At 63.1% G+C, this 21,612-nt stretch carries 23 protein-coding genes, 1 tRNA gene, 1 pseudogene and 1 other annotated feature; of the genes and pseudogenes, 23 read left to right on the forward strand and 2 right to left on the reverse strand.

The window, feature by feature from the left end; all coding sequences use genetic code 11:
* The 13 genes and pseudogenes from ACWIVK_RS03060 to ACWIVK_RS03120 form a co-directional block, all read left to right on the forward strand.
* Nucleotides 1-193: pseudogene (locus tag ACWIVK_RS03060) on the forward strand (peptide ABC transporter substrate-binding protein); the annotation flags it as partial.
* A gap of 68 nt (nt 194-261) precedes the next feature.
* Nucleotides 262-1,221, forward strand: a complete 960-nt coding sequence (locus ACWIVK_RS03065; protein WP_448575083.1) for an ABC transporter permease — start codon at nt 262-264, stop codon at nt 1,219-1,221.
* A gap of 24 nt (nt 1,222-1,245) precedes the next feature.
* Complete coding sequence (locus ACWIVK_RS03070) at nt 1,246-2,208, forward strand: ABC transporter permease (RefSeq protein WP_448575084.1); 963 nt, start codon at nt 1,246-1,248, stop codon at nt 2,206-2,208.
* 8 nt (nt 2,209-2,216) lie between these two features.
* Nucleotides 2,217-3,530, forward strand: coding sequence for a threonine synthase (gene thrC / locus ACWIVK_RS03075; RefSeq protein ID WP_448575085.1), 1,314 nt, complete (start codon nt 2,217-2,219; stop codon nt 3,528-3,530).
* Nucleotides 3,520-4,467: a homoserine kinase gene (gene thrB / locus ACWIVK_RS03080; protein ID WP_448575086.1), complete on the forward strand. Its 948-nt coding sequence runs from the start codon at nt 3,520-3,522 to the stop codon at nt 4,465-4,467. The genes thrC and thrB overlap by 11 nt, the downstream gene beginning before the upstream one ends.
* Nucleotides 4,468-4,705: 238 nt before the next feature.
* Nucleotides 4,706-4,993 (forward strand): hypothetical protein, encoded by a 288-nt coding sequence (locus ACWIVK_RS03085; protein ID WP_448575087.1) that lies wholly within the window; start codon nt 4,706-4,708, stop codon nt 4,991-4,993.
* Between the two features lie 194 nt (nt 4,994-5,187).
* Nucleotides 5,188-5,505, forward strand: a complete 318-nt coding sequence (rpsF, locus tag ACWIVK_RS03090) for a 30S ribosomal protein S6 (protein ID WP_448575088.1) — start codon at nt 5,188-5,190, stop codon at nt 5,503-5,505.
* Between the two features lie 35 nt (nt 5,506-5,540).
* A complete protein-coding gene (locus tag ACWIVK_RS03095) occupies nt 5,541-5,996 on the forward strand; it encodes a single-stranded DNA-binding protein (RefSeq protein WP_448575089.1) in 456 nt (151 codons plus the stop codon).
* A gap of 24 nt (nt 5,997-6,020) precedes the next feature.
* Nucleotides 6,021-6,341, forward strand: coding sequence for a 30S ribosomal protein S18 (rpsR, locus tag ACWIVK_RS03100; RefSeq protein ID WP_448575090.1), 321 nt, complete (start codon nt 6,021-6,023; stop codon nt 6,339-6,341).
* Nucleotides 6,342-6,402: 61 nt separating this feature from the next.
* Nucleotides 6,403-7,797 carry a peptidylprolyl isomerase gene (locus tag ACWIVK_RS03105; RefSeq protein WP_448575091.1) on the forward strand — a complete coding sequence of 465 codons (1,395 nt, stop codon included), beginning with the start codon at nt 6,403-6,405 and terminating at the stop codon, nt 7,795-7,797.
* Nucleotides 7,798-7,856: 59 nt separating this feature from the next.
* Nucleotides 7,857-8,855, forward strand: a complete 999-nt coding sequence (locus ACWIVK_RS03110) for a DUF1648 domain-containing protein (RefSeq protein WP_448575092.1) — start codon at nt 7,857-7,859, stop codon at nt 8,853-8,855.
* 23 nt (nt 8,856-8,878) lie between these two features.
* Nucleotides 8,879-9,529 carry a CDP-alcohol phosphatidyltransferase family protein gene (locus ACWIVK_RS03115; RefSeq protein WP_448575094.1) on the forward strand — a complete coding sequence of 217 codons (651 nt, stop codon included), beginning with the start codon at nt 8,879-8,881 and terminating at the stop codon, nt 9,527-9,529.
* An 11-nt stretch (nt 9,530-9,540) separates the two neighbouring features.
* Entirely contained in the window at nt 9,541-10,422 is an 882-nt protein-coding gene (locus ACWIVK_RS03120; protein WP_448575095.1) for a lysophospholipid acyltransferase family protein, read from the forward strand.
* Here the strand turns inward: ACWIVK_RS03120 and rimO are convergent.
* On the reverse strand, nt 10,344-11,756 hold the full coding sequence (gene rimO / locus ACWIVK_RS03125) for a 30S ribosomal protein S12 methylthiotransferase RimO (protein WP_448575097.1): 1,413 nt from the start codon (nt 11,754-11,756) through the stop codon (nt 10,344-10,346). The two genes, ACWIVK_RS03120 and rimO, sit on opposite strands and share 79 nt — an antisense overlap.
* 318 nt (nt 11,757-12,074) lie before the next feature.
* Between rimO and ACWIVK_RS03130 the strand changes: the two genes are divergently transcribed.
* Together ACWIVK_RS03130 and leuS are read left to right on the forward strand one after the other, a co-directional pair.
* Nucleotides 12,075-12,146 (forward strand) — tRNA-Ala (locus ACWIVK_RS03130).
* Nucleotides 12,147-12,202: 56 nt separating this feature from the next.
* Nucleotides 12,203-12,418 (forward strand) — a binding site (T-box leader).
* A 50-nt stretch (nt 12,419-12,468) separates the two neighbouring features.
* Nucleotides 12,469-14,958 carry a leucine--tRNA ligase gene (leuS, locus tag ACWIVK_RS03135; RefSeq protein WP_448575098.1) on the forward strand — a complete coding sequence of 830 codons (2,490 nt, stop codon included), beginning with the start codon at nt 12,469-12,471 and terminating at the stop codon, nt 14,956-14,958.
* A 7-nt stretch (nt 14,959-14,965) separates the two neighbouring features.
* Here the strand turns inward: leuS and ACWIVK_RS03140 are convergent, their stop codons facing one another.
* On the reverse strand, nt 14,966-15,598 hold the full coding sequence (locus tag ACWIVK_RS03140; RefSeq protein ID WP_448575099.1) for a YdcF family protein: 633 nt from the start codon (nt 15,596-15,598) through the stop codon (nt 14,966-14,968).
* Nucleotides 15,599-15,657: 59 nt separating this feature from the next.
* Between ACWIVK_RS03140 and ACWIVK_RS03145 the strand changes: the two genes are divergently transcribed.
* The 8 genes from ACWIVK_RS03145 to ACWIVK_RS03180 all read left to right on the forward strand — a co-directional run bounded on the left by ACWIVK_RS03145 (nt 15,658) and on the right by ACWIVK_RS03180 (nt 21,607).
* Nucleotides 15,658-16,326 carry a regulatory protein RecX gene (locus tag ACWIVK_RS03145; protein WP_448575100.1) on the forward strand — a complete coding sequence of 223 codons (669 nt, stop codon included), beginning with the start codon at nt 15,658-15,660 and terminating at the stop codon, nt 16,324-16,326.
* Between the two features lie 289 nt (nt 16,327-16,615).
* A complete protein-coding gene (locus ACWIVK_RS03150; protein WP_448575101.1) occupies nt 16,616-17,257 on the forward strand; it encodes an MBL fold metallo-hydrolase in 642 nt (213 codons plus the stop codon).
* Between the two features lie 30 nt (nt 17,258-17,287).
* Nucleotides 17,288-18,943, forward strand: coding sequence for a CTP synthase (locus ACWIVK_RS03155; protein ID WP_448575102.1), 1,656 nt, complete (start codon nt 17,288-17,290; stop codon nt 18,941-18,943).
* A 44-nt stretch (nt 18,944-18,987) separates the two neighbouring features.
* The gene (locus ACWIVK_RS03160; protein WP_448575103.1) at nt 18,988-19,233 is read left to right on the forward strand and encodes an AtpZ/AtpI family protein; all 246 of its coding nucleotides are present in this window, start codon (nt 18,988-18,990) and stop codon (nt 19,231-19,233) included.
* Between the two features lie 3 nt (nt 19,234-19,236).
* Nucleotides 19,237-20,124, forward strand: coding sequence for a F0F1 ATP synthase subunit A (gene atpB, locus ACWIVK_RS03165; protein WP_448575104.1), 888 nt, complete (start codon nt 19,237-19,239; stop codon nt 20,122-20,124).
* A gap of 104 nt (nt 20,125-20,228) precedes the next feature.
* Entirely contained in the window at nt 20,229-20,435 is a 207-nt protein-coding gene (atpE, locus tag ACWIVK_RS03170) for an ATP synthase F0 subunit C (protein ID WP_041436708.1), read from the forward strand.
* Nucleotides 20,436-20,555: 120 nt separating this feature from the next.
* Nucleotides 20,556-21,053, forward strand: coding sequence for a F0F1 ATP synthase subunit B (atpF, locus tag ACWIVK_RS03175; protein WP_448575105.1), 498 nt, complete (start codon nt 20,556-20,558; stop codon nt 21,051-21,053).
* Between the two features lie 11 nt (nt 21,054-21,064).
* The gene (locus ACWIVK_RS03180) at nt 21,065-21,607 is read left to right on the forward strand and encodes a F0F1 ATP synthase subunit delta (protein WP_448575106.1); all 543 of its coding nucleotides are present in this window, start codon (nt 21,065-21,067) and stop codon (nt 21,605-21,607) included.
* Nucleotides 21,608-21,612 lie beyond the last annotated feature (5 nt).

The raw sequence follows: 21,612 nt of genomic DNA on the forward strand, positions 1-21,612 counted from the left end.
GGTCGAGCTCGATCCGAAGAAACAGGAAGAGCTTTTCATCAAGATGAACGATCTGGTGGTGAACAACGTGGTGGTCATACCGTTGGTGCACCGGAACAGCGTGAGCGGTCGCAAGAAGGATTTGACCGGCTTGGAACTCTCCCGCTGGACCGACGAGACCTGGAACATCGCGAACTGGCGACGGTCGAGCTAGCGAGGGCGGTGGGGACGGGATGAGCGTGCCCCGTCCCCTTTTTCTCTGGCAGGGGTGAGGAGCGCAGGATGACGCAGTATCTGATCCGGCGGATCTTGATCTCGATTCCGACCCTCGTCGCGATCAGCATCGTCATCTTCACGATTCTGGCGCTGGCGCCCGGTGATCCACTCTCCGAGTTGGCGATGAACCCGGCGGTGCCGCCCGAGGTGCGCCAACGGATCCGGCAGAGCATGGGCTTGGACGACCCCATACCGGTTCGCTACGTCAAATGGGCGTCGTCGATGCTGCGCGGCGACTTCGGATATTCGTTCCGCTCCAAGTCGCCGGTGAGCGATCTCATTCGCCAGCGTCTGCCGACCACGCTCTACGTGATCGGCACGGCCTACCTGGTGTCGGTTCTCATCGCGATACCGGTCGGGGTCCTCTCGGCCGTCCGGCAGTACTCGATCTTCGACAACATCGCGACGACTTTAGCGTTCATCGGCTTTTCGCTTCCCACCTTCGTGACCGGTATCCTGTTCATTCTCGTCTTCAGCGTGAAACTGGGTTGGTTACCGATGATCTATCGCACGACCATCGAGGTCGAAGGTCTGGCCGGGTTATGGATGAGGATCAAGCAGGCACTGATGCCGATCGCGGTGCTGGGACTGTTCGAGACTGCGGCGCTGACGCGTTATACCCGAGCGGCCATGCTCGAGACGATCCATCAAGACTACGTGCGCACGGCGCGTGCCAAGGGGTTGAGCGAACGCGTCGTGATCATGCGACATGCGATGCGCAATGCGCTGATTCCCGTGGTCACGATCGTTGCGTTGAGCATTCCCGGCATCTTCACTGGAGCGGTCATCACGGAACAGATCTTCCGTGTTCCCGGTATGGGCTCGCTCCTGATCAGCGCGATTCGCGACAACGACACACCGGTGATCATGGCGATCACGATCATCTTCTCCGCGCTCGTCGTCTTGTTCAACCTGATCGCCGATATTTTGTACGGGGTGCTCGATCCGCGAATCAAGTACGAGTGAGTGGCCGCGACGGAGGGTAAAGCGATGTCCGAAGTGACCGAGCAGCACAGGCTGGAGACCGCGGCACGCACGGTCGGGCCCCCCGTGGTACTACCGACGCGCAAGCCGCGCTCGCTTTGGAGCGATGCGTGGCGACAGTTTCGGCACCACCGGCTGGCGCTCGCTGGTAGCATTGTACTGATCTTCATGGTGGTTGCCACGATCATCGGCCCGTTCCTCTGGCCCATACCCTGGAACACGTTCGATATGGCTGAAGCTCTCCAGGGGCCCTCGCTCCGACATCCCTTCGGTACGACCGATCTCGGGCATGATATCTTCGCGCGTATCCTGTGGGGCGGACGGATCTCGATCGCCGTCGGGATCGTCGCCATGCTGGTCGCGGTGACGCTGGGAACTCTCATCGGTGCGATCGCAGGATATTTCGGCGGAATCCTCGATTCTTTCTTGATGCGGATGACCGATATGTTCATCTCGATTCCGACCTTGCCACTTCTCCTCTTGATCACGTATCTCTTTCAGGATCGGATGAAGGCGCTCTTCGGCGTCGAGCTCGGTATGTTTCTGCTGATCGTTCTCGTGATCGGCGGGTTGAACTGGATGCCGGTGGCCCGACTGGTGCGTGCCTCGTTCCTCTCACTCAAGCAGAAGGAATTCGTCGAGGCCGCTCACTGCATCGGTGTCGGAACTGGCGGCATCATCTTCCGCCATATCTTGCCGAACACGCTCAGCCCAGTGATCGTGGCGGCGACGCTCGGCGTCGCACAAGCGATCATCACCGAGTCGGCCCTCTCCTTCCTCGGACTCGGTTTCCCGCCTGACATCCCGACGTGGGGCCGCATGCTGTACGATGGAATCAATTGGATCGAGTTCGCGCCATGGATGGTTCTCTTCCCCGGTGCGGCGATTTTCCTGACCGTGCTGAGCATCAACTACGTCGGTGATGGACTCCGGGACGCGCTCGATCCACGGCGCATGTTCGCGATCTGAGGGGTAGCATGACGACGCGTGGTCAGGCGAGCGCCCGGAGCGAAACGGTGGGTGCGCTCGCTCAGATGACTCTCGTCTGTGATCGCTGTGGTGCGAGCTTGGAGCCTGCCGGATCACCGGGGCGCTGCTCATGTGGTGGGCTCCTCCATGTGGAATTCCCTCGCCCGGAGGCGCTCGAGCGAGCCATCTTCGATGTCCGCTTGGCGAGTTGGCAGGCGCTCGATCGGAGCGGCGTCTGGCGGTATCGGGAGTTGCTGCCGCCCCTGCCAGCTGCCGCCATCGTGACGCGTCCGGAAGGCAATACGGCTCTGTACCGGCATCCCCAGCTCACGGACTGGACGGGGTGTAACGAGCTGTTGCTCAAGCACGAGGGGGAAAATCCGACCGGCTCGTTCAAGGACCGGGGGATGACGGTCGCGATTTCCCATGCGCGGTGGATCGGTGCTCAGGCAGTGGCCTGTGCCTCGACTGGCAACACGGCCGCCTCGGTTGCGGCCTATGCAGCTCTGGCCGGTCTTCCCAGCGTGGTATTCCTCCCTGCGGGAAAGATCGCGGCGGGGAAGTTGGGCCAGGCGATCGCGTATGGAGCACGGATCGTCCAGGTGGAGGGCGACTTCGATGCCGCCATGCGCCTGGTCGAGGAGGCGAGTCGGGAACTGGGGCTCTACCTCCTCAATTCGGTGAACCCGTTCCGCTTGGAGGGGCAAAAGACGATCGTGTTCGAGCTGTTGCATCAGCTCGGGTGGAGTGTCCCGGACTGGATCGTGCTGCCTGGTGGAAATCTCGGCAACACGGCGGCCTTTGGAGCGGCACTGGCTCAGTTGCGCGACTGGGGATGGATCGAGCGGCTGCCGCGTCTGGCAGTGATCCAAGCGGCGGGAGCGGCGCCGTTTTACGCAGCATACCGGAGCGGATTCCGGGAGTTTCGTCCCGTTGCCGCTGAGACGGTCGCGACGGCGATCCGGATCGGAAACCCGGTGAGTTACGAACGCGCTCGCCGCGCGATCGAGCTGACCGACGGTCTCGTGGACACGGTCAGCGACGAGGAGATCCTGGAAGCGAAGGCACGCGTCGATCGAACGGGGATCGGTTGCGAACCGGCGTCAGCTGCCTCGGTCGCCGGCGTCCGCAAGCTCGTGGCACGTGGGGTCATTCGGCCGGGTGATCGGGTGGTGGCCATTCTCACTGGTCATGTCTTGAAGGATCCGGATGCGGTGTTGGCTTATCATCTCGGGGATCCTCCACGATCTCTCGCGAACCGGCCGGTGACGATCGAGCCTACTCTCGACGCATTGGCAGGAGTATTGGCTCGTGCGTTGTGAAGTGCGTGTCCCTGCTTCGAGTGCTAATCTCGGCCCCGGTTTCGACGTGCTGGCGGTGGCCCTCGGCCGCTATCTCTGGGCTCGCTACGAGCCAGACGAGACGAGCGGCGAGCTTCGGGTGATCGTTCGACCAGAACTCCGCGGCGGGCGCAACCTCGTCGCCGAGGCGATGCGCTATTACGCGTCATGTACTGCTCGTTCGCTCCCTGGCGGCACACTCACTGTCGAATCTGACATTCCCGTGGCTCGGGGTTTGGGGAGTTCGGCGGCCGCGATCGTGGCTGGATTGGTGCTCGCCAATCACCTGTGCGGGGAGCCACTCGGGCGCTCGGCATTGTTCCGCATGGCGTGCGAGCTCGAAGGTCATGGCGACAACGTCGGTGCAGCGCTCTTCGGCGGGGTCGTGCTCGCGGTCGATGACGAGGAAGGGCCGCGGGCCGTTGCGGTACCGGTGGATTTTCCGCTCGTGGCGGTCGTCTTGATACCGGATGCTCTCGGCTACACGAGCGATGCGCGTGCCGTCCTGCCGCGACGGGTGCGCCGAGTCACTGCTGTGCGGACAGCAGCGCGTACCGCTTTATTGGTCTTGGCTCTGGCGACCGGACAGCCGGATCTTTTGCGGACAGCGATGGCTGACGAGCTGCATCAACCCTATCGCGCGGTCTTGTACCCGCATCTCGAGGAGGCGATCGATCAGGCACTGGTGGCTGGCGCCTACGGTGCAGCGCTGTCAGGGGCGGGACCATCGGTACTCGCGTTCTGCTCTCCGGAGCGAGCGCCGGTGGTGCAGAGGGCGTTCGCTGACCTCATGGCGCGACGCGCGATGGGTGGGGAAGCACTCGTGCTACCGATCGATCGGCGAGGAGCACAAATTCTCCGCACCGACGAACGCGGTCCGGTGACCGCGTCCGAAGCGATTTCTAGCCATCACGAGTGAGGAACCGCACGATTTCCTGTGTTTCTACTTGCCTTCGGTGTCGGTGAACGGGAGCGATCCCCCGTCCGGAGCCATAGCGCTCGGTGCTCGACGCGCTCGACTGCGGTCCTGCGGTGCGTGTTCAGCAATCGGCAGCAGTGGAGTCGCGTTGCGCGACATCGCAGCCCGGACTATACTCTTTCTTGTCAAAGCATAACGAGAGAGCCCGGCCTCCGACGAGGGGAAACGGAGGTGAGCCATGGAGATCGGGACCTTCTTGCTGATGCTGGCGCTGAGCTATGGGTTCGGTGTCCTCTGGTACGATCTTCTGCCCGGTCGTTTGCCGGAGCGGGTGTGGCGCGTTGCGGCCTATCCGTTTCTCGGGATCTGGATCGCCGAACAGCTCCCGGCGTTCGGACCGGCTTTCGGCGGTATCCACTTGATTCATGCGGCGGTCGGTTCGCTGGTCGCAGTCCTCGTCGACTGGGTGATCAATCAAGCACGGCGACCAGCTGTCGTGCAGCAGTTCGAGACACGAGCGGCGTGAGCGCGGAGTGAGCCGGGCTTTCTCGTGGCATGGGCCCTGGAGCATCGCTCCAGGGCTCGTCTGGTATACTCGCCTTGCTCGCGGTCCTGGGGCCGCGTCGTGTTGGATGTCGTCCTTTCCGCGCTGCGACCATCCGGATACGGCAACGGTCCGGTCGTTGCGTCCAGCGCGAACCCGAGGAAAGGAGAGGAACGTTGCCGCGCTATGAGCCTGAACCTCGCCCGTACGAGCTGATGGTGCTTCTTCGGCCCGATCTGGCTGACGATCGGTTGGAAGCAGCTCTCGAGCGGATTCGAAACACGGTTGTCGAGCAAGGTGGGACGATCACGTTCGAGAAGCGCGATACGCCGTGGGGACGCCGTCGGCTGGCGTACCCGATTCGGAAGTTTCAGGAAGCGTTCTATGTCCTCTTCCAGCTCATCTGCCCACCGCGCATGGTTCGGGAGATCGAGCGGGAGCTGCGGTTGAACGAGCAAGTTCTACGGCATCTGATAGTTCGTCTGGACGAATGAGTGGTCCGGCCTGGACCGGAGCCCGGGGGTGTGCGATGTCTCGCGGACTCAATCGAATCGAACTCATCGGGAATGTCGGCCGCGACCCCGAGATGCGGTATACACCGGCAGGGGCTCCGGTCACGGAGTTTTCGCTTGCAGTCAACTCAATGCGCCGCAGTGGCGAAGGCGGACAGCCGGTCGAGGAAACCGATTGGTTTCGGGTGATCTGTTGGAACCGGTTGGCGGAGATCGCTGACCAGTACATCCGCAAGGGCACCAAGGTGTATGTTGCTGGCCGGCTCCGCATCCGGCGCTACACTGGGAACGACGGGGTCGAGCGGACCGTCGTCGAGGTGATCGCCCGCGATCTGCTGCTGCTGAGCCCGCGTGCGCCGGAGGCACCAGCCGCGGTGTCGCCAGGTATGGTCGAAGAAGAACCGGTACTTCCCGATGTGAATGCGGACTTCCCACTGGATGATGATCCGTGGAACGATCAGGTTCCGTTTTGAGACCGTTCGAGGAGTGAGGGAACGATGGCCGAAGAACTCGAAGCGATGACGGCGGATAATGGTGCGACGGAGCAAGCTGCGGAAGTGAGCGGAGAGCCCGCGCGCCCCGCTCGCTCGGCAGCGACTCGCTACTATCCGCGCAAAAAGGTCTGCTCCTTCTGCATGGATGGTATCAAGAAGATAGACTACAAGGACTTTGGTCGTCTCCGCCGGTACCTGTCCCCGCAGGCGAAGATCGAGCCGCGTCGCGCAACGGGAACATGTGCCAAGCATCAGCGGCAGCTGGCGCGTGCCATCAAGCGAGCACGGCATCTTGCGCTCCTGCCCTTCGTACCGGAACGATAACGTTGGTCAGCTGACTCCTCTTCGAGGGTCGCGTCGAGGCAGGAACGCTGCGAGGTGCGAGATGCTCGAGCGGGTGAGGCGGCTCTTTCCCCGCCGATGGGGGGATCGCCGGGAGCGAACGCGTCGGCGGGTTCCTCGTCGCGAGCGGGAACGGGTACAGGAGCGGGCCGCGGTCATCGGTGTGTCGGTCGTGCTGCTGCTCGTCGCTGGGTTGCTCGGCGGCGGAGCGATCTACCAGTATTGGTACCTGCCGCGCCAAGTCGTTGTCGAAGTCAACGGTGAGCCGATCACCCGCGCCGACTACTGGAAGATGCGGCGCCTGGAACTCCTGAATCAGATCAGTCAATACCAGCAGCTCGCTGATCTCATGAGCGGTCAGCAGAGTGTCCAGTACCAACAGCTCGCTGACCAGGCTCGCGAGCAGCTGCAGACCGTGGAGAGCGATCCGATCAATCAGGCAACGGTCGAGCAGATGATCGGTGACCGTCTGGTACTCCAGCGCATGAGTCAACTCGGGGTTGTGCTCGACGAGCGAGAGGTCGAGGAGTATACGGTCAGCCTGTTCAGCAGTGTTCCCTTGCTCACGCCGACGCCGACGCTCGGGATCGATCCGACCGCTGCGGTCTGGGCTACGGCGACAGCCGCTGTCACGCCGACCCCGCTTCCGGCATCGACCCCGGAGCCCGCGGACACTCCGACGCCGCCGGCGACCGCGACCCCGACACCGAGTGAAACGCCGACACCGACGCCGACGGTCTCGCCCGAGGAGGCGCGCGCGACAGCGACAGCGCTCATGGGGGAGTATCAGAAGAACGTGCTCGAGCGAGCTGGCCTCTCGCTGTCCGACTTCCAGCGATTGGTCGTGCGGCCGATGCTGGCACGGGAGAAAGTGCAGCGTGTCCTGGAAGAGCGGATTCCTCTGCGAGCCGAGCAGATCCACGCTGCACACATTTTGCTGGCGACGCGCGAGGCGGCAGAGCAGGCGCTGGCCGATATCCGGGGTGGCGCTGACTTCGCGACGATGGCTCGCGAGCGATCGATCGACAGCGAGACTGCACCGAATGGCGGAGACCTGGGATGGTTGCCGCGCGGCTATATGCCGAGCGCGTTCGACGAGGTGGCCTTTGCTCTCGTGCCCGGAGAGATCGGCGGCCCGGTGCAGACCGAGTATGGGTGGCACGTCGTCAAGGTGCTGGAGCGCGATCCTGATCGACCCGTGAGCGCCCGCATGCTGCAGGCGATGCGTGGGCAAGCCTTGAGCCGCTGGCTCGACGAGCAACGCCGAACCTCGACGATTCGCTGGCATCTCGGGTTGACTCCGCTACCGACGCCAGCTGTCCAGCCGTTCGTGGCTCCACCGGACGCGCCGCCGACTCCGACCCCGACTCCCACCCCAACGACCGTGCCGGAAACACCGACCGTGGAGGTATCGCCGACCGCGACGCCACTGCCATAATGGCTGAGCGAGCATCGTCTGGCTGGCTGCTCGACATGGGACGCGAGGAGGCCCGCGGAATGCAGGGGCGAGCATCGGTGAGGTACCGCGCGCGGGCTGCTCCATCAGCAGGTGGGATGATCGGGCTCGCTCTGGTGATCTTCTTCGCCGCCACGACCGTCCTTGCTCTCCTTGGCCTGCTCGGTGTGACACCGTCGACTCTAAGCCACCAGGTCCTCTGGCTGGTTTTCTTGATCAGCGGGGCGACAACCGTTTTGCTCGTTTACTTGGTCATCGGGTATTTCTCGATCGGGTATGACGTGACGGGCGAAACGGTTCGCATTCGTTGGGGTGGTCGAGTCGATGAGGTTCGCATCGATCGTCTCACCTATGCCGGGCCAGCAGCGGCGGTGCTCGGCAGCTCGATCCCGAACTGGCAGCCCTTCTGGCCCGGCTATTATGTGGGACGCCTGCGGACACCGTTGGGACCTGTACGAGTCGTGGCCACGCAGCCGGTCAGTCGCCAGCTGCTCCTTTCGACGGATTCTGGTCATTGGGCGATTTCGCCCGCCCAGCCAGTCGCGTTCCTCGATCAGCTCGCACTGGCGCGTCGTCGACATGGTTCGGAAATCGACAGTGCCGCGATCGCTGGTCGCGATGACCTCGCTGCTGCTGGCTGGACTGCTGCCTTTCCGACGCTGAGCGAGGCCAGAAAGGAGGCACGCGGCCGAGCTCTCGGGGCGTTGGTGCCGAGCTTGGGTCGGGATCCGCTCTCGCTCGTTTTGCTCGGCCTCGTGCTCCTCTTGCTCGCGAGTCAGTTCGTCTTCCTACTCGTGCAGTCCTCGCGGTTACCGGAGATGCTCGTTCTGCATTGGAACGCTGCCGGCCTGCCGGATCGCATCGGAACTCGCCGGGACGTGTGGGTTTTGCCGATCGTCGCGACCATCGTGGTCTTCGCCAATGTGACACTCGCCGTCCTGGCTGGGTCGCTCGAACGATTCGCGGCCTGGCTGCTGCTCGGGGGGACGATCGTCGTGCTGATCCTCGTCTGGATCGCTCTCCTGGTGATCACGTTCTGAAGACAAGGGACAGGGGCTGGATCGTGGCGAACGCGATCACCGCTGGGCGCATCGCTCTCCTCTTCCTCGGCATCGGCATGCTCTATACACAGCGGGTGTGGACGCTCGGTCTCGCCGTCGTCATCTTGCTCGTCGTCTTCGTGGCGGATGCACTGGATGGGATCGTCGCGCGCCGGCGTGGGCGAGAGACGGTATTCGGCGCGGTCTTCGATATCGCTGGCGATCGCGTGGTGGAAAACGCGCTGTGGGTGGTCTTCGCCGATCTCGGCGTGATCGGCGTTTGGGCACCGCTTCTCGTGCTGACGCGCGGTTTCCTCGTCGATGGACTGCGCAGTGTCGCGCTGCAAGCCGGGCGCACGCCTTTTGGTGAGCGCTCCATGGCACGCACGTCGATCACTCGTTTCCTGACTGCTTCGCGGTTCATGCGGGCGCTGTACGGTACGGCCAAGTTGGTGGCATTCCTGTTTCTCGCTGGTGCAGTCGCGTCGGGACGTGCGGAGTTCCCGATCATCGACCGACTCTTCGTCGAACCGGTCTTTCTGGTCGGTGGGTGGCTGAGCGTGTATCTCACACTGGCGTTGACAGTCGTCCGAGGACTGCCGGTCATCGTCGATGCGTGGCCCTACCTCGGCTGGACGCGGGAAGAATTCGCTCGTGACCGACGATGGGGCTGAGCGGTGAACGCATGCCGGGCGATCGTTTCGGCCATGCGTCGTGTCTTCCTCTCTTGGAGCGTGCGGCCTGTTGGGTGGTCGATCGCATCGGAGAAGCTGCGTACCTGCTGTGGCGCTCGCGCTGCGAGGATCTCTGTGCGAACTTGGCCCATGTGCTCGGGTTGCCAGCGGACAGTGGTAGTGTGCGGTCGGCAGCACGGCGAGCCTTCCAGGCGAGTGCCCGGAACATCGCCGCGCTCCTCGTTCTCCGCCTGACAGGCGCTCGGTGGCGACCGGTGACCGTACTGGAAGAGGTTCCGGCCGCGCTTTCCAATTCACCAGTCATCTTCGTCTCGGCGCATCTGGGCCCGTTCGACGTCGTGGCCGCCACGCTCGTCTCCGCTCATGGTCTCCGCCTGGTCAGTATGGCTGCTCCGATGCGTCCGTGGTGGGTCGACCGGCTGATGCGCTGGTTGCGCGGTGTCTCGGGCATCGAACTGGTGCCGCCGACGCCTGCCGGACTCTTCCGCGTGCGGCGAGCACTCCTCGCCGGCAGACCGGTCGTCTTTCTGGTCGATCGCGATGTGACGGGAAACGGACAGCAAGTTCACTTCTTCGGGAGGCCGACGACCTTGCCGGATGCTCCGCTGCGGCTCGCTCGTCGCCTGAACTGTCCCATCGCGCCCGTCTTCTGTTATCGTGCCGCGAATGGATACCGGATCCGCTGGGGAGAGCCGCTCCGCGTCGCACGCACGGCGAATCGCGAACAGGATCTAACCGTCGCTCTCGAGGCACTCGTTCGGCAACTGGAGGGGGCCATTCGGGAAGCGCCCGATCAATGGCTCGTTTTCAGTCCCGTCTGGCGAGGAAAGCGTGGACGCCCGCGGCTCGTTGCCCGACGTCTCCTCGCCTGAGCGAGTGGTTCAGCCCAGAGGTCATACGGCTCAGCCTGGGTAATGCGGACAGTCACGAACTCACCCACTGGCAGTTCGTCAGGAACGAAGACGAGCCCGTCGACCTCGGGAGCGTGGCGCGCGGCCCGACCAGCCGAGAGGGGAGCGCGGTTTCCCCTCTCGTCTTCGACTTCGCCAGCGCCTTCGACGAGGATGGGGAGGATCTTCCCGACGAGCGCCTTGTTCTTGGCCCACGAGATGCGCTGCTGGAGTTCCATGAGTGCGGCCCGTCGCTCTTCGGCGACCTCTGGTGGAACCGGGTCCTCCAAGCGGGCACTCGGCGTCGGTTGCTCGCGGGAATAGACGAAGACACCGACGTGGTCGAACTCCATCTCGGCGACGAAATCATAGAGTCGCTGGAACTGCTCGTCAGTTTCACCGGGAAAGCCGACGATGAAGGTCGTCCGGAGAGCGACGTCCGGCAGGCGTTCCCGCGCGTAGGCGACGAGCCGGCGATAGAAATCGGGGTCGCTCGGTCGCATCATGCGGCGGAGAATCGCGGGATCGGCGTGTTGGAGCGGAATATCGAGATACGGTACACACGGCTGCAGTTCAGCCATGGTGTCGATGAGCCGGAAGAGGAGTGGACTCGGATAGAGGTACAAGAGGCGGAGCCAGGGCAGTTCGGGGACGTGCTCTGCGATCGAGCGAAGCAGGTCCGGCAGCGCGTTCCGGAGACCCAAGTCTGCCCCATAACGGATCGTGTCTTGGGCAACGAGGATGACCTCCTTGGTACCCGCGTTCACGAGTTCCTGGATCTCTCGGACGATCTCGGAGGGACGCTTGCTCCGCTGGTTCCCTTTGATAAGCGGAATGGCACAAAACGAACATCGGTGATCGCACCCATCGGCGATCTTGACGTACGCGCTCGGCCGTCTCACGGGCAGGCGCGGAAAGGACGGCAGATCCCGCGTGCTCTCGCGCACGCTGGGGATCGGTAGACCGAGGAGGTCAGCGACCACCGTGTCGATACGGTTCCAGTCGTGTGTAGAGACGTACGCGTCGAGATCGGGCGGCAGCTCTGTCCGGTGGTGATCGAGCGAGACCATGCACCCGGCCGCGATGATGACTTGGCCTGGACGACGGCGTGCGGTCAGTTCCTCGATCGCCGCGCGTGATTCGGCGCGAGCTGCTGCCAGGAAGCCGCACGTGTTGACGACGAGCACAGCGGCCTCGTCCGGATCATCCGTCGGCTGCAGCCCGCGCGCGATCAATCGCTGCGCCATGCCCTCGGAATCGACCTGATTTTTCGAGCACCCGAGCGTCACGATGTGAAAGCGGAGCGGTCGATCCATCTCGTCTCCTCGCCGATCCCCCGTTGTCCCGGGAAGTATGCCTCGCTCAGGTACGTGGAGCCTAGGTCAGGCTACCCCTGTCGCTGTGACAGAGGGTCGTCGGGTGCACGGGTGATGGTCGAGCGATTCCTAGCAAGCATCGCACATCGAAAGTGCAGGAGCTGAGACGGAGCGGCGTGCCGGGTGATCGGGTCGGAGTCGAGCCAGCGTGGGTGAACGTTGGTCGGGGAGAGAAACGAGCACAGGGCCGAGCACCGCACTCCCGTTGCAGGGCGATCCCTGGCTATGCTAGACTACAGGGTGCGCCAGCCAAGGCGCGGGGCTGTAGCTCAGTGGGAGAGCACAACGCTGGCAGCGTTGGGGTCAGGGGTTCGAGTCCCCTCAGCTCCACGAGAGCGGATCGGCCGGTCCACCGCGAGGTGAGACCGGTCGTCGTCATGGACGCGAAAGAGGCGACGACGAGGAGTAGTAGCGTGCAGCGGCCGACGAGCGAGTCGGGGAGAGTGTGAGCCCGACCGGTGTGCGGCACGCGAACTCGCCTCCGAGCTGCGTTCGCGAGAAGCGGTAGCGAGCGCCGGGTCGTGCCCGTTAGCGCACGGACGAGAGGACGCCACAGGTGTGGCGTCAAGGAGGGTGGTACCGCGGGCTGGCCCGTCCCTTCGTGGACGGGCCGCTGTCCGTTCGAGGAGACCGAGGCGCGGGAGGAGCAGCGATGGCAACGACGCAGGAGGTCCGGCAGGCCGAGCGGTACGAACCGCAAGTGATCGAGCCCAAATGGCAGCAAATCTGGGAGGAAACCGGTATCTACTCCAACGTGCAGGAGGATCCCACTCGTCCCAAGTGGTATCACCTCGTCATGTTCCCCTATCCATCGGGAAACTTGCACATCGGCCACTGGTTCTCCTACGCACCTGCTGATGCAGCTGCTCGCTACAAGCGAATGCGTGGTTACAATGTCCTCTTCCCATTCGGGTTCGACGCCTTCGGATTGCCGGCAGAGAACGCGGCGATCAAACACGGTATCCATCCCCGCGTGTGGACCATGCAGAACATCGCGCACATGAAAAAGCAGCTGCGCTCGCTCGGCGGGATGTTCGATTGGTCCAAGGAAGTGATCACGTGTCTTCCCGAGTATTACCGCTGGAACCAGTGGTTCTTCCTCCAGTTCTACAAGCGTGGTCTGGCCTACCGTGCCAAAGCGCCAGTCTGGTGGTGCCCGACATGCCAGACGGTGCTGGCCAACGAGCAAGTCATCGATGGACGCTGCGAGCGCTGCAGTAGCGAGGTATACCGGCGAGATCTCGAACAGTGGTTCTTGCGCATCACCGCGTATGCTGAGGAGCTTCTGCGTTTCGATGGTATCGACTGGCCTGAGCGCGTCATCACGATGCAGCGCAACTGGATCGGCCGGTCGGAGGGTGCGCGGATCGTCTTTCGCTCCGAGCAGGGGGACCCGATCGAAGTGTTCACGACCCGCCCGGACACCCTCTGGGGAGCGACCTTCCTGGTGTTGGCGCCAGAACATCCACTCGTGCAAAAGCTGACGACCCCTGAGCGCCGAGCCGAAGTCGAGGCGTACATCGATCAGGCGCGGCGGCGGAGCGATATCGAGCGAACCTCGACTGAACGTGAAAAGACGGGTGTCTTCATCGGTGCGTACGCGATCAATCCGGTGAACGAGCAGCGGATCCCCATCTGGATTGCCGATTACGTTCTCATGCAGTACGGCACCGGGGCCATCATGGCGGTGCCAGCGCACGATCAGCGTGACTTCGAGTTCGCACGCGCCTTCGGCCTCCCGATCGTGGTCGTGATCCAGCCGCGCGACCGGACACTGGATCCGGCGACCATGGAAGAGGCATACGACGGCGAGGGCGTGATGGTCAATTCTGGCCCCTTCGACGGTACACCGACAGAGGGGGGCGAGGCGATCCGCCGCGTCATCGCATGGCTCGAGGAGCGAGGAGTGGGCCGACGCGAGGTGACGTACCGGTTGCGTGACTGGCTCATCTCGCGCCAGCGCTATTGGGGAACGCCCATCCCGATCGTCTATTGTGATCACTGCGGCATCGTTCCGGTCCCAGAGGACCAGCTTCCTGTGCTATTGCCGGAGGATGCAGCGTTCATGCCTACCGGGCAATCGCCCTTGATCACCCACGAGGCCTTCGTGAACACAACCTGTCCACAGTGTGGTGCGCCGGCACGGCGCGAAACCGATACGATGGATACCTTCGTGGACTCGTCATGGTACTGGTACCGCTACCTGAGTCCACACGAGAACGAGCGGCCGTTCGATCCTGATAAGGTCGCCTACTGGACGCCAGTCGATCAGTATACCGGTGGGATCGAGCACGCGATCCTGCACCTGCTTTACAGCCGCTTCTGGACCAAGGCGCTCGCTGACCTCGGATTGGTGAATCATCGCGAGCCGTTTCTCCGGCTCTTCAATCACGGTGTCATTCTGGGCGAAGATGGCGAGAAGATGTCCAAGAGCCGTGGCAATGTCGTCGATCCCGATGACCTCGTGGCCCGGTTGGGAGCAGATACCGTTCGACTGTACCTCATGTTCATCGGACCTTGGTCGCAGGGCGGCCCGTGGAGTTCGCGCGGGGTCGCGGGTGTGCAGCGCTTCTTGCAGCGTGTATGGGCGCTCGTGACGGAAACGCTCGATATGCCGGTCGACACTGCGGAGGACGAGCAAGCTCGCGCCTTGCGCCGGCTCGTGCACCGGACGATCAAGCAGGTGACCGACGACTTCGAGACGTTCAGCTTCAATACGGCAATCGCGCGGATGATGGAACTCGTGAACGAGTTGTCGCGCTTGCGAGAGACCACAGTCGTGCGGATGCCGGTCTGGCGGGAGGCCTTGGAGACGCTCGTCCTCCTGCTCGCGCCGGGAGCGCCGCACCTGGCGGAAGAACTTTGGCAGCGGCTCGGCAAGCCGTACAGCGTGCACCAGCAATCCTGGCCGGCGTACGATCCAGCACTGGCGGCGGAGGAGACAGTCGAACTGGTGATTCAGGTGAATGGACGGGTGCGCGATCGCCTGCTGGTTCCGGCTGCGATCGGTGAGGACGAGGCGGTGGCCCGAGCCCGCGAACTCGAGCGCGTGCAGGCCTACTTGGCAGGGAAGCGCATCGAGCGAGTGGTCTACGTGCCCGGACGGCTCGTGAACTTCGTCGTCAGTGACGCTGCGGACTGAGCGTTCGTCAGCGGCGCCCCAGCAGGAAAGCCAGCGTCGCGATCGCCTCGCGTGCGATGTACCAGCGCTCGAGCGGCGAGCCAGGGCGGATCGGACTGCCTGGCGCGGGGCTGCCGTATACCTGGAAACCGAAGGAACGTGCCATGAGCTTGCTCCGGAAGAGGTGGAACCCATCGCTCACGACGAGAAGGCGCTGGACTCCTCGCTCGCGAAGCGGCTGAGCTGCTGCCTCGATGCTTTGCCAGGTATTGCGGCCTACCGGAACGACGAGCAGAGCATCATCGGGAATGCTCTGCTCTCGGAGATAGCGGGCGCCCACTTCAGCCTCGCTCTCGAAGTCCCGGTCGGCTTTCCCACCGACGAGGACGATCGTGGGGGCGTATCCTTGACGGAAGAGTGCGGCAGCATGGTCGAGACGAGCGCGAAAGGCGCGGGTCGGCCGACCATTGTACTGGGCAGCACCGAGGACGAGGATCGCGTCGGCGGGTGCACGCTCGTCGTTGCGAGCGTGTTCAGCGATAGCGAGACCGAGCACGAGTACAGTCGTCCCTGCCGTCAAAGCAGTCAAACCGAGAAAACCGGCGACGAACCAGCGGGCACGAATCAGGGAACGGCGCGAGACGTTCGTCGAGGTACCCATCCGATACATTCTCCCGTGCCTAACTCTGCCAGATGACTCGTTGCCGAGTGGAGGACCGGATGAGCGAGCAAACAGACGCGATAACGCGGATCGTACCGGACCGTCGCCGACCCGATCGGCTGCTCATCGAGCGGAACGGTGTGCCGTGGCTGCGGCTCAGTGCCCTGCGGATCAGCGAACTCGATGTTCGAACCGGTGAAGTTCTCACGGCGGAGCGACGAGCACGTTTGGAACATGCGGCGGCCGTCGAGGAAGCGATGGAGGCTGCACTGCGATTGCTCGCAGCGCGCCCGCGGAGTGAGGCGGAACTTGCCCGCCGACTGCGACAGAAACGCTTCTCGGACGACGTCGTCCAAGAGGTGGTGACCAAACTCCGAGCGCTCGGCTACTTGGACGATCGTGCATTCGTCGCGTTCTGGGTCGCGCAACGGCGAACGAGTCGTCCACGAGGCATCGCAGCTCTGCGTCAGGAACTCCGCGCCAAGGGAATCTCTGACGACGTGATCGAAGCGGTCGTGACCCAGGATGCGGAGGAAGAGTTCAGCGCGGCGCTGGCGCTGGCCCAGAAGCATCTGAGGCGTTTGCAGCACCATGACCAGGTGACGCAGGAGCGCCGCGTCATCGGCTTGCTGCAGCGCCGCGGATTTTCCTGGTCTGTTATCCGGCGCGTGGTGCGGAAAGTGTTTTCCGGAAAAGCGGGAGATGACGATTTTCCGCTCGCTGATTGACTAGGGAGCGGGTTCGCGCACGAGTCCTTCTCTCCGTTCGATTTCCCGTCCAGCACTCTGAGTCGAGCCATCGCGTGCGCGACACTTTCCTCCGAGCGTGCCAACAGCGAGTGCTTTGGTGGTGGAGCGAGCTCGACTCGTGACGGACACTCGCTGGTTGGGTAGCCGCAGCCGAGCACCGGTTGCGAGGGTGAACGGACACGCGGTATACTGGGGTCCCGATGTGGATGCGGAACCCTCGCGTGCAGTTCCGTCCTGTGCCGGTATCAGTGCGAACGGACGGTTCTCGATGGCTGAGATCAAGTGGCTGGGGCATGCGTGTGTCCGGCTGCGGGGACGCGATGTGACGGTGATCATGGACCCGGTCGGGCCGGAGACCGGGTACGTGCCAGCCAAGCAGCGCGCTGATATCGTCACCGTGAGCCATCCTCATCCCGGTCATCGCCATTTGGAATTGGTCCGACCCGGTTACCGGTTGGTCGAGGGGCCGGGAGAATACGAGATCAAAGGGACCTTCATCACGGGTATCCGTACCTACCACGATACTGAGCGAGGGAAGCGATTCGGCAAGAATACCGTCTACGTTGTGGACTTGGATGGAGTTCAGGTCTGTCACCTCGGGGATCTCGGCCATCCGCTGAGCGAGGAGCAGGCTGAGCTCTTGAGCGACGTGGATGTTTTGCTGCTTCCTGTCGGTGGGGGAACCACCCTGGATGCTGATCGTGCGGTCGAAGTGGTCGGACAGATCGAGCCGCACATCGTCGTGCCACTCCAATACCGGACGGAGAAGGGTGATTTGGAGCGTGACCCACTGGAACGGTTCATGCGGGCGATGGGAATGACCGAGTGGAAGGCCCAAGAGAGCTTGAGCGTGCGCAAGGGCGAGTTCGGGGAGGCGGTGGAAGTGGTGGTGCTCGTCCCCGATCCCTGACGGTGGAGAGTGCTGGCGGGAGGTGTGCGGATGCCGAAGTACGTCTTCGTGACGGGGGGTGTCGTCTCATCGGTCGGGAAGGGGATCACCACCGCTGCGATCGGGAGATTACTCAAGAGCCGCGGCTTGCGGGTGGCATTGATGAAGCTGGATCCCTACTTGAACGTGGATCCGGGCACGATGTCGCCGTACCAGCATGGCGAAGTCTTCGTCACTGAAGATGGCGCAGAGACCGATCTCGACCTTGGCCATTACGAGCGGTTCACGGACGAGAATTTGAGTCGGGCATCCAACGTAACGACCGGTCAGGTCTATTCGGCGGTGATCGCCAAGGAACGTCGTGGCGATTATTTGGGTGGCACGGTTCAGGTGATTCCGCACATCACCAACGAGATCAAGGCACGCATCCGCCAAGTAGCTGAGCTGCACCGACCGGATGTCATCGTCGTGGAGGTCGGTGGCACAGTCGGCGATATCGAAGGACAGCCCTTCTTGGAGGCGATTCGCCAGATGCGGCGCGAAGAAGGCCGCCGCAACGTGCTGTATATCCATGTCACGTTTTTGCCGTACATCGGGAGTACCGGCGAAGTGAAGACCAAGCCGACCCAACACAGCGTGAAGGAATTGCGCGCGATCGGGATCCAACCGGACGTGATCATCTGCCGGACTGATCATCCGGTCGGTGACGACGTGCGGGCGAAAGTCGCACTCTTCGGCGATGTGGACGAGGATGCCGTCATCTTGTTGCCGACGGCCGAGACGATTTACGAAGTGCCCTTGATGCTGGAGCGAGCAGGGCTAGGTCGATACGTCATGGAGCATCTCGGTTGGGAAGATCGCGATCCTGATTTGGCCGACTGGGAGCGGATGGTGGAACGGTTGAAATCACCGCGCCGGCGTATCCGCATCGGGCTGGTTGGGAAGTATGTCGAATTGCACGACGCCTACTTGAGCGTGGTCGAGGCCTTGCGCCATGCAGGATTGGCGCATGATGTGGCGGTGGAGATCGTTTGGGTCAACTCGACGGCCGAACGACGCGAGATCGAGGCGGCACTGCGCCATGTGAACGGCATCGTGGTGCCTGGAGGGTTCGGCCCGCGCGGGGTCGAAGGAAAGATGCTGGCGGCGCGTTACGCGAGGGAGCGTGAGATCCCCTATCTCGGGCTGTGCTATGGCCTACACATGGCAGTGATCGAGTTTGCCCGAAACGTCCTCGGACTGTGCGGAGCGAACAGCACGGAAATCGATCCGGAAACGCCTCACCCGGTGATCGACCTCATGCCCGACCAGCGGGGGGTCGAAATGGGGGGCACGATGCGTTTGGGACGATATCCGTGCCAGCTCGTACCGGAGAGCAAAGCAGGGCGCGCGTACGGGGAACCGCTGGTCTACGAGCGACACCGCCATCGCTGGGAAGTGAACAATGCCTATCGGGAGGCCTTCGAGGCAGCAGGTTTTCTCGTGAGTGGACAATCTCCCGACGGCCGGTACGTCGAGATCATGGAGCTGCGCGATCACCCGTGGTTCGTCGGGGTGCAGTTCCATCCTGAATTCAAGTCGCGACCGAACCGGCCGCACCCGCTCTTCGTGGCGTTCATCGGTGTGGCCAAGCATGTGCTGCGAGAGGGTGAGCAGCGACCCCTGCCGCTGGCTGAGCCGGTGGCGATGCCTGCTGCCGATGACTGATCTGTGTTGCTGGTGCGGCTGGGTTTGTGATAGGATGCGCAAGCGTGAGCGGGCCGCAGAGTCGCCCGCCGCGAGTACGAGATTGGCAAGCGATCGGGACAGCCCTGGGTCTCGGCTTCTCGGTCGTGTCTAGTCTTGTCCTCTGCATCGGCGGAGGAGTGCTGTTGGATCGCTGGCTCGGGACGACGCCATATCTCACGTTGGTGGGGTTGGTGTTGGGATTGATAACGGCTGGGTATTCCCTGTATCAGCTCGCCGTGATTGGTGGGCAGCGGCGGGGCAGGAGGTAGGGAGTGGAACTCCACATCTCGGTCAAGCCGGAGACACTTTGGAGTCTCCCGCTTTTCGGTGGGTTGACCCTGCGCATTACCAACTCCTTCCTGACGATGCTCCTCGTGATGCTCTTCCTCATCATCCTCGGCTCGATCGTGGCTCGACGAGCGCAACTCGTTCCTGGCCGCTTGCAGTCGGTCGTCGAGATGGTGGTCGAGTTCTTGCTCAGCCTGGTGGAGGGAACTGCGGGCAAGAAGCTGGGGCGGCGGATCTTTCCGCTGATCGGTGGTCTCTTCATCTTCATCATCGTCGCGAACTACACCGGTTTGCTCCCCGGGATCGGGACGATCGGCATCTGGCATGAGGGGAAGCATGCACTGGTGGCCGCGAGCGAGGGGGCGACTGGTGCCGAGCACGGTGGTCGAACGCTGGTGCCGCTCTTCCGCCCGCCGAGCGCCGATCTCAACATGACGCTGGCCATGGCACTGATCAGCTACGTCGCGTTTCAGGTGGCTGGCATTTCGGCGCATGGCGTCTGGGGTCGCATCAAGCACATGGCGAATCCGCCGTTTCTCTTGCCGATCGAGATCATCAGTGAACTCTCGCGTATCGTGTCGCTCTCCTTCCGTCTTTTCGGGAATATCTTCGCTGGCGAGACGCTGCTGACCGTCATGTACGGTATCGCCAATGCGATCAAGATCACGGTGGTCGGCTTGGTCATTCCCGTCATTTTCCTCTATCTCGAGGTGCTGTTCGGTTTCATTCAGGCCTTGATCTTCGCGGTGCTGACCTTGATCTACATCGCGTTGGCCTCGGCGCATGAGCACGAGGAAGGGCATGAGGCCGAGGAGCAGCGGGGTACCGCGCATGACTCGCGAACGGTCCCGCTGGGGACCAGCGGCGATTGACGGTTGGTTTGCGGAACGCTTTGTCTCTGAGCGGAGCGGACGGTTGGTGAAGGGAGGACAGGATCGTGTTCGCGAATGTCACTGAGCCGGGTGTCGTCGTGCCGATGGCGGCAGCCCTTGCGATCGGGCTCGGAGCACTCGGGCCTGGAATCGGTATCGGGCTTGCGGTAAAGGGCGCGATGGAGGCGATCGGCCGCAATCCGGAGGCTGAGGGAGCGGTCCGCCTGACCATGATCATCGGTGCGGCGCTGGCCGAGGCAGTGGCGATCTACGCCTTCGTCGTCGCGGTGATCATCGCCTTCGTGCTCTAGATCGTTGTCGATTCCGAGGCAGATGGCGGACGCGCCAGCGGCTTCCTGTTGGGGCTGCTGGCGCGGGTTCCCCCGAGACGATGCTTCCGAGAAACGTTCGAGAAGGGGCTAGGCAGGAGCATGGAGCAGCTGGGAATCTCCGGTGAAAATCTGATCGTCCAGCTCATCGCCTTCCTGCTCTTCCTCGCGGTCTTCTGGCGATTTGCGCTGGGGCCGATCACCCGCATGATCGACCAACGCCAGGAACGGATTCGCGAGGGTCTGGAAGCGGCCGAGCGGATGAAGCGCGAGTTAGCTGAGACGCAGGCCCGCAACGAGGAGATTCTGGCCGAGGCGCGGCGCGAAGCACAGCGGATCGTGGCGAGTGCCCGCGAGAGTGCTGAACAGTTGATCGCGCGGGCGCGCGAGGAGGCGCAGCAGCAAGCACAGCAGCTGATCCAGCAAGCGCAAGAGGCGATCGAGGCCGAACGCCAGCGGGTGTGGTCTGAATTGCGCCGTGAAGTAGCGGATCTCGCGATTCTGGCTGCCACTCGTATCATCCGCCAGGAGTTGGATCGCAATCGACACCTGGCCTTGATCGAGCAGGCGCTGGCTGAACTCGATGGCGCGCGGCGGTAGGGGGTGCGAGCGTGGCGGTCGCGGGAGTCGCCAAGCGGTATGCCCAGGCTGCGTTTGCCGTCGCCCAGGAGCACGGCCAGTTGGACTTGTGGGAGCAGCGATTGGCTGATTTGGAGGCCTTGGCACGAGACAGCGCTGTCGAAGAGTTCGTCCAGAATCCAGCGATCCCGCTCGAAGCCAAGGTCCAAGTGGTCGATCGGCTTTTCCCAGGCGACGAGAACCGGTACGTGCGGAATCTCCTCGTGCTGCTCTTGGAGCGAGGACGCTGGCACCAGCTGCGCGATGTCGTTCTGGCTTTCCGAGATCTTCTCCGCGAGCACCGTGGGGTGATCGATGTCGAGCTGGTCACGGCGGTGGCACTGGAGCCGAGCGAGGTGGAACGGGTGCGTCGCGAACTCGAGCAGCGACTGAGTCGTCCGGTGGAACTGCACACGACGGTCGATCCCGAACTCCTCGGTGGTGCGGTGCTCAAGATCGGGGACGAAGTCTTCGATGCCAGTGTGCGCACGCAGTTGACGAATCTCCGGCGGCAACTCGTCGGAGCAGCAGCCTGAGCGCG

This window comes from Thermomicrobium sp. (assembly GCF_053493975.1).

Coding starts and splice junctions, on each gene's coding strand:
- ACWIVK_RS03065 (WP_448575083.1), top strand. CDS start 262: ATGACGCAGTATCTGATCCGGCGGATCTTGATCTCGATTCCGACCCTC.
- ACWIVK_RS03070 (WP_448575084.1), top strand. CDS start 1,246: ATGTCCGAAGTGACCGAGCAGCACAGGCTGGAGACCGCGGCACGCACG.
- thrC (WP_448575085.1), top strand. CDS start 2,217: ATGACGACGCGTGGTCAGGCGAGCGCCCGGAGCGAAACGGTGGGTGCG.
- ACWIVK_RS03085 (WP_448575087.1), top strand. CDS start 4,706: ATGGAGATCGGGACCTTCTTGCTGATGCTGGCGCTGAGCTATGGGTTC.
- ACWIVK_RS03095 (WP_448575089.1), top strand. CDS start 5,541: ATGTCTCGCGGACTCAATCGAATCGAACTCATCGGGAATGTCGGCCGC.
- rpsR (WP_448575090.1), top strand. CDS start 6,021: ATGGCCGAAGAACTCGAAGCGATGACGGCGGATAATGGTGCGACGGAG.
- ACWIVK_RS03105 (WP_448575091.1), top strand. CDS start 6,403: ATGCTCGAGCGGGTGAGGCGGCTCTTTCCCCGCCGATGGGGGGATCGC.
- ACWIVK_RS03110 (WP_448575092.1), top strand. CDS start 7,857: ATGCAGGGGCGAGCATCGGTGAGGTACCGCGCGCGGGCTGCTCCATCA.
- ACWIVK_RS03120 (WP_448575095.1), top strand. CDS start 9,541: ATGCCGGGCGATCGTTTCGGCCATGCGTCGTGTCTTCCTCTCTTGGAG.
- rimO (WP_448575097.1), bottom strand. CDS start 11,756: ATGGATCGACCGCTCCGCTTTCACATCGTGACGCTCGGGTGCTCGAAA.
- leuS (WP_448575098.1), top strand. CDS start 12,469: ATGGCAACGACGCAGGAGGTCCGGCAGGCCGAGCGGTACGAACCGCAA.
- ACWIVK_RS03140 (WP_448575099.1), bottom strand. CDS start 15,598: ATGGGTACCTCGACGAACGTCTCGCGCCGTTCCCTGATTCGTGCCCGC.
- ACWIVK_RS03145 (WP_448575100.1), top strand. CDS start 15,658: ATGAGCGAGCAAACAGACGCGATAACGCGGATCGTACCGGACCGTCGC.
- ACWIVK_RS03150 (WP_448575101.1), top strand. CDS start 16,616: ATGGCTGAGATCAAGTGGCTGGGGCATGCGTGTGTCCGGCTGCGGGGA.
- ACWIVK_RS03155 (WP_448575102.1), top strand. CDS start 17,288: ATGCCGAAGTACGTCTTCGTGACGGGGGGTGTCGTCTCATCGGTCGGG.
- atpE (WP_041436708.1), top strand. CDS start 20,229: ATGGCGGCAGCCCTTGCGATCGGGCTCGGAGCACTCGGGCCTGGAATC.
- atpF (WP_448575105.1), top strand. CDS start 20,556: ATGGAGCAGCTGGGAATCTCCGGTGAAAATCTGATCGTCCAGCTCATC.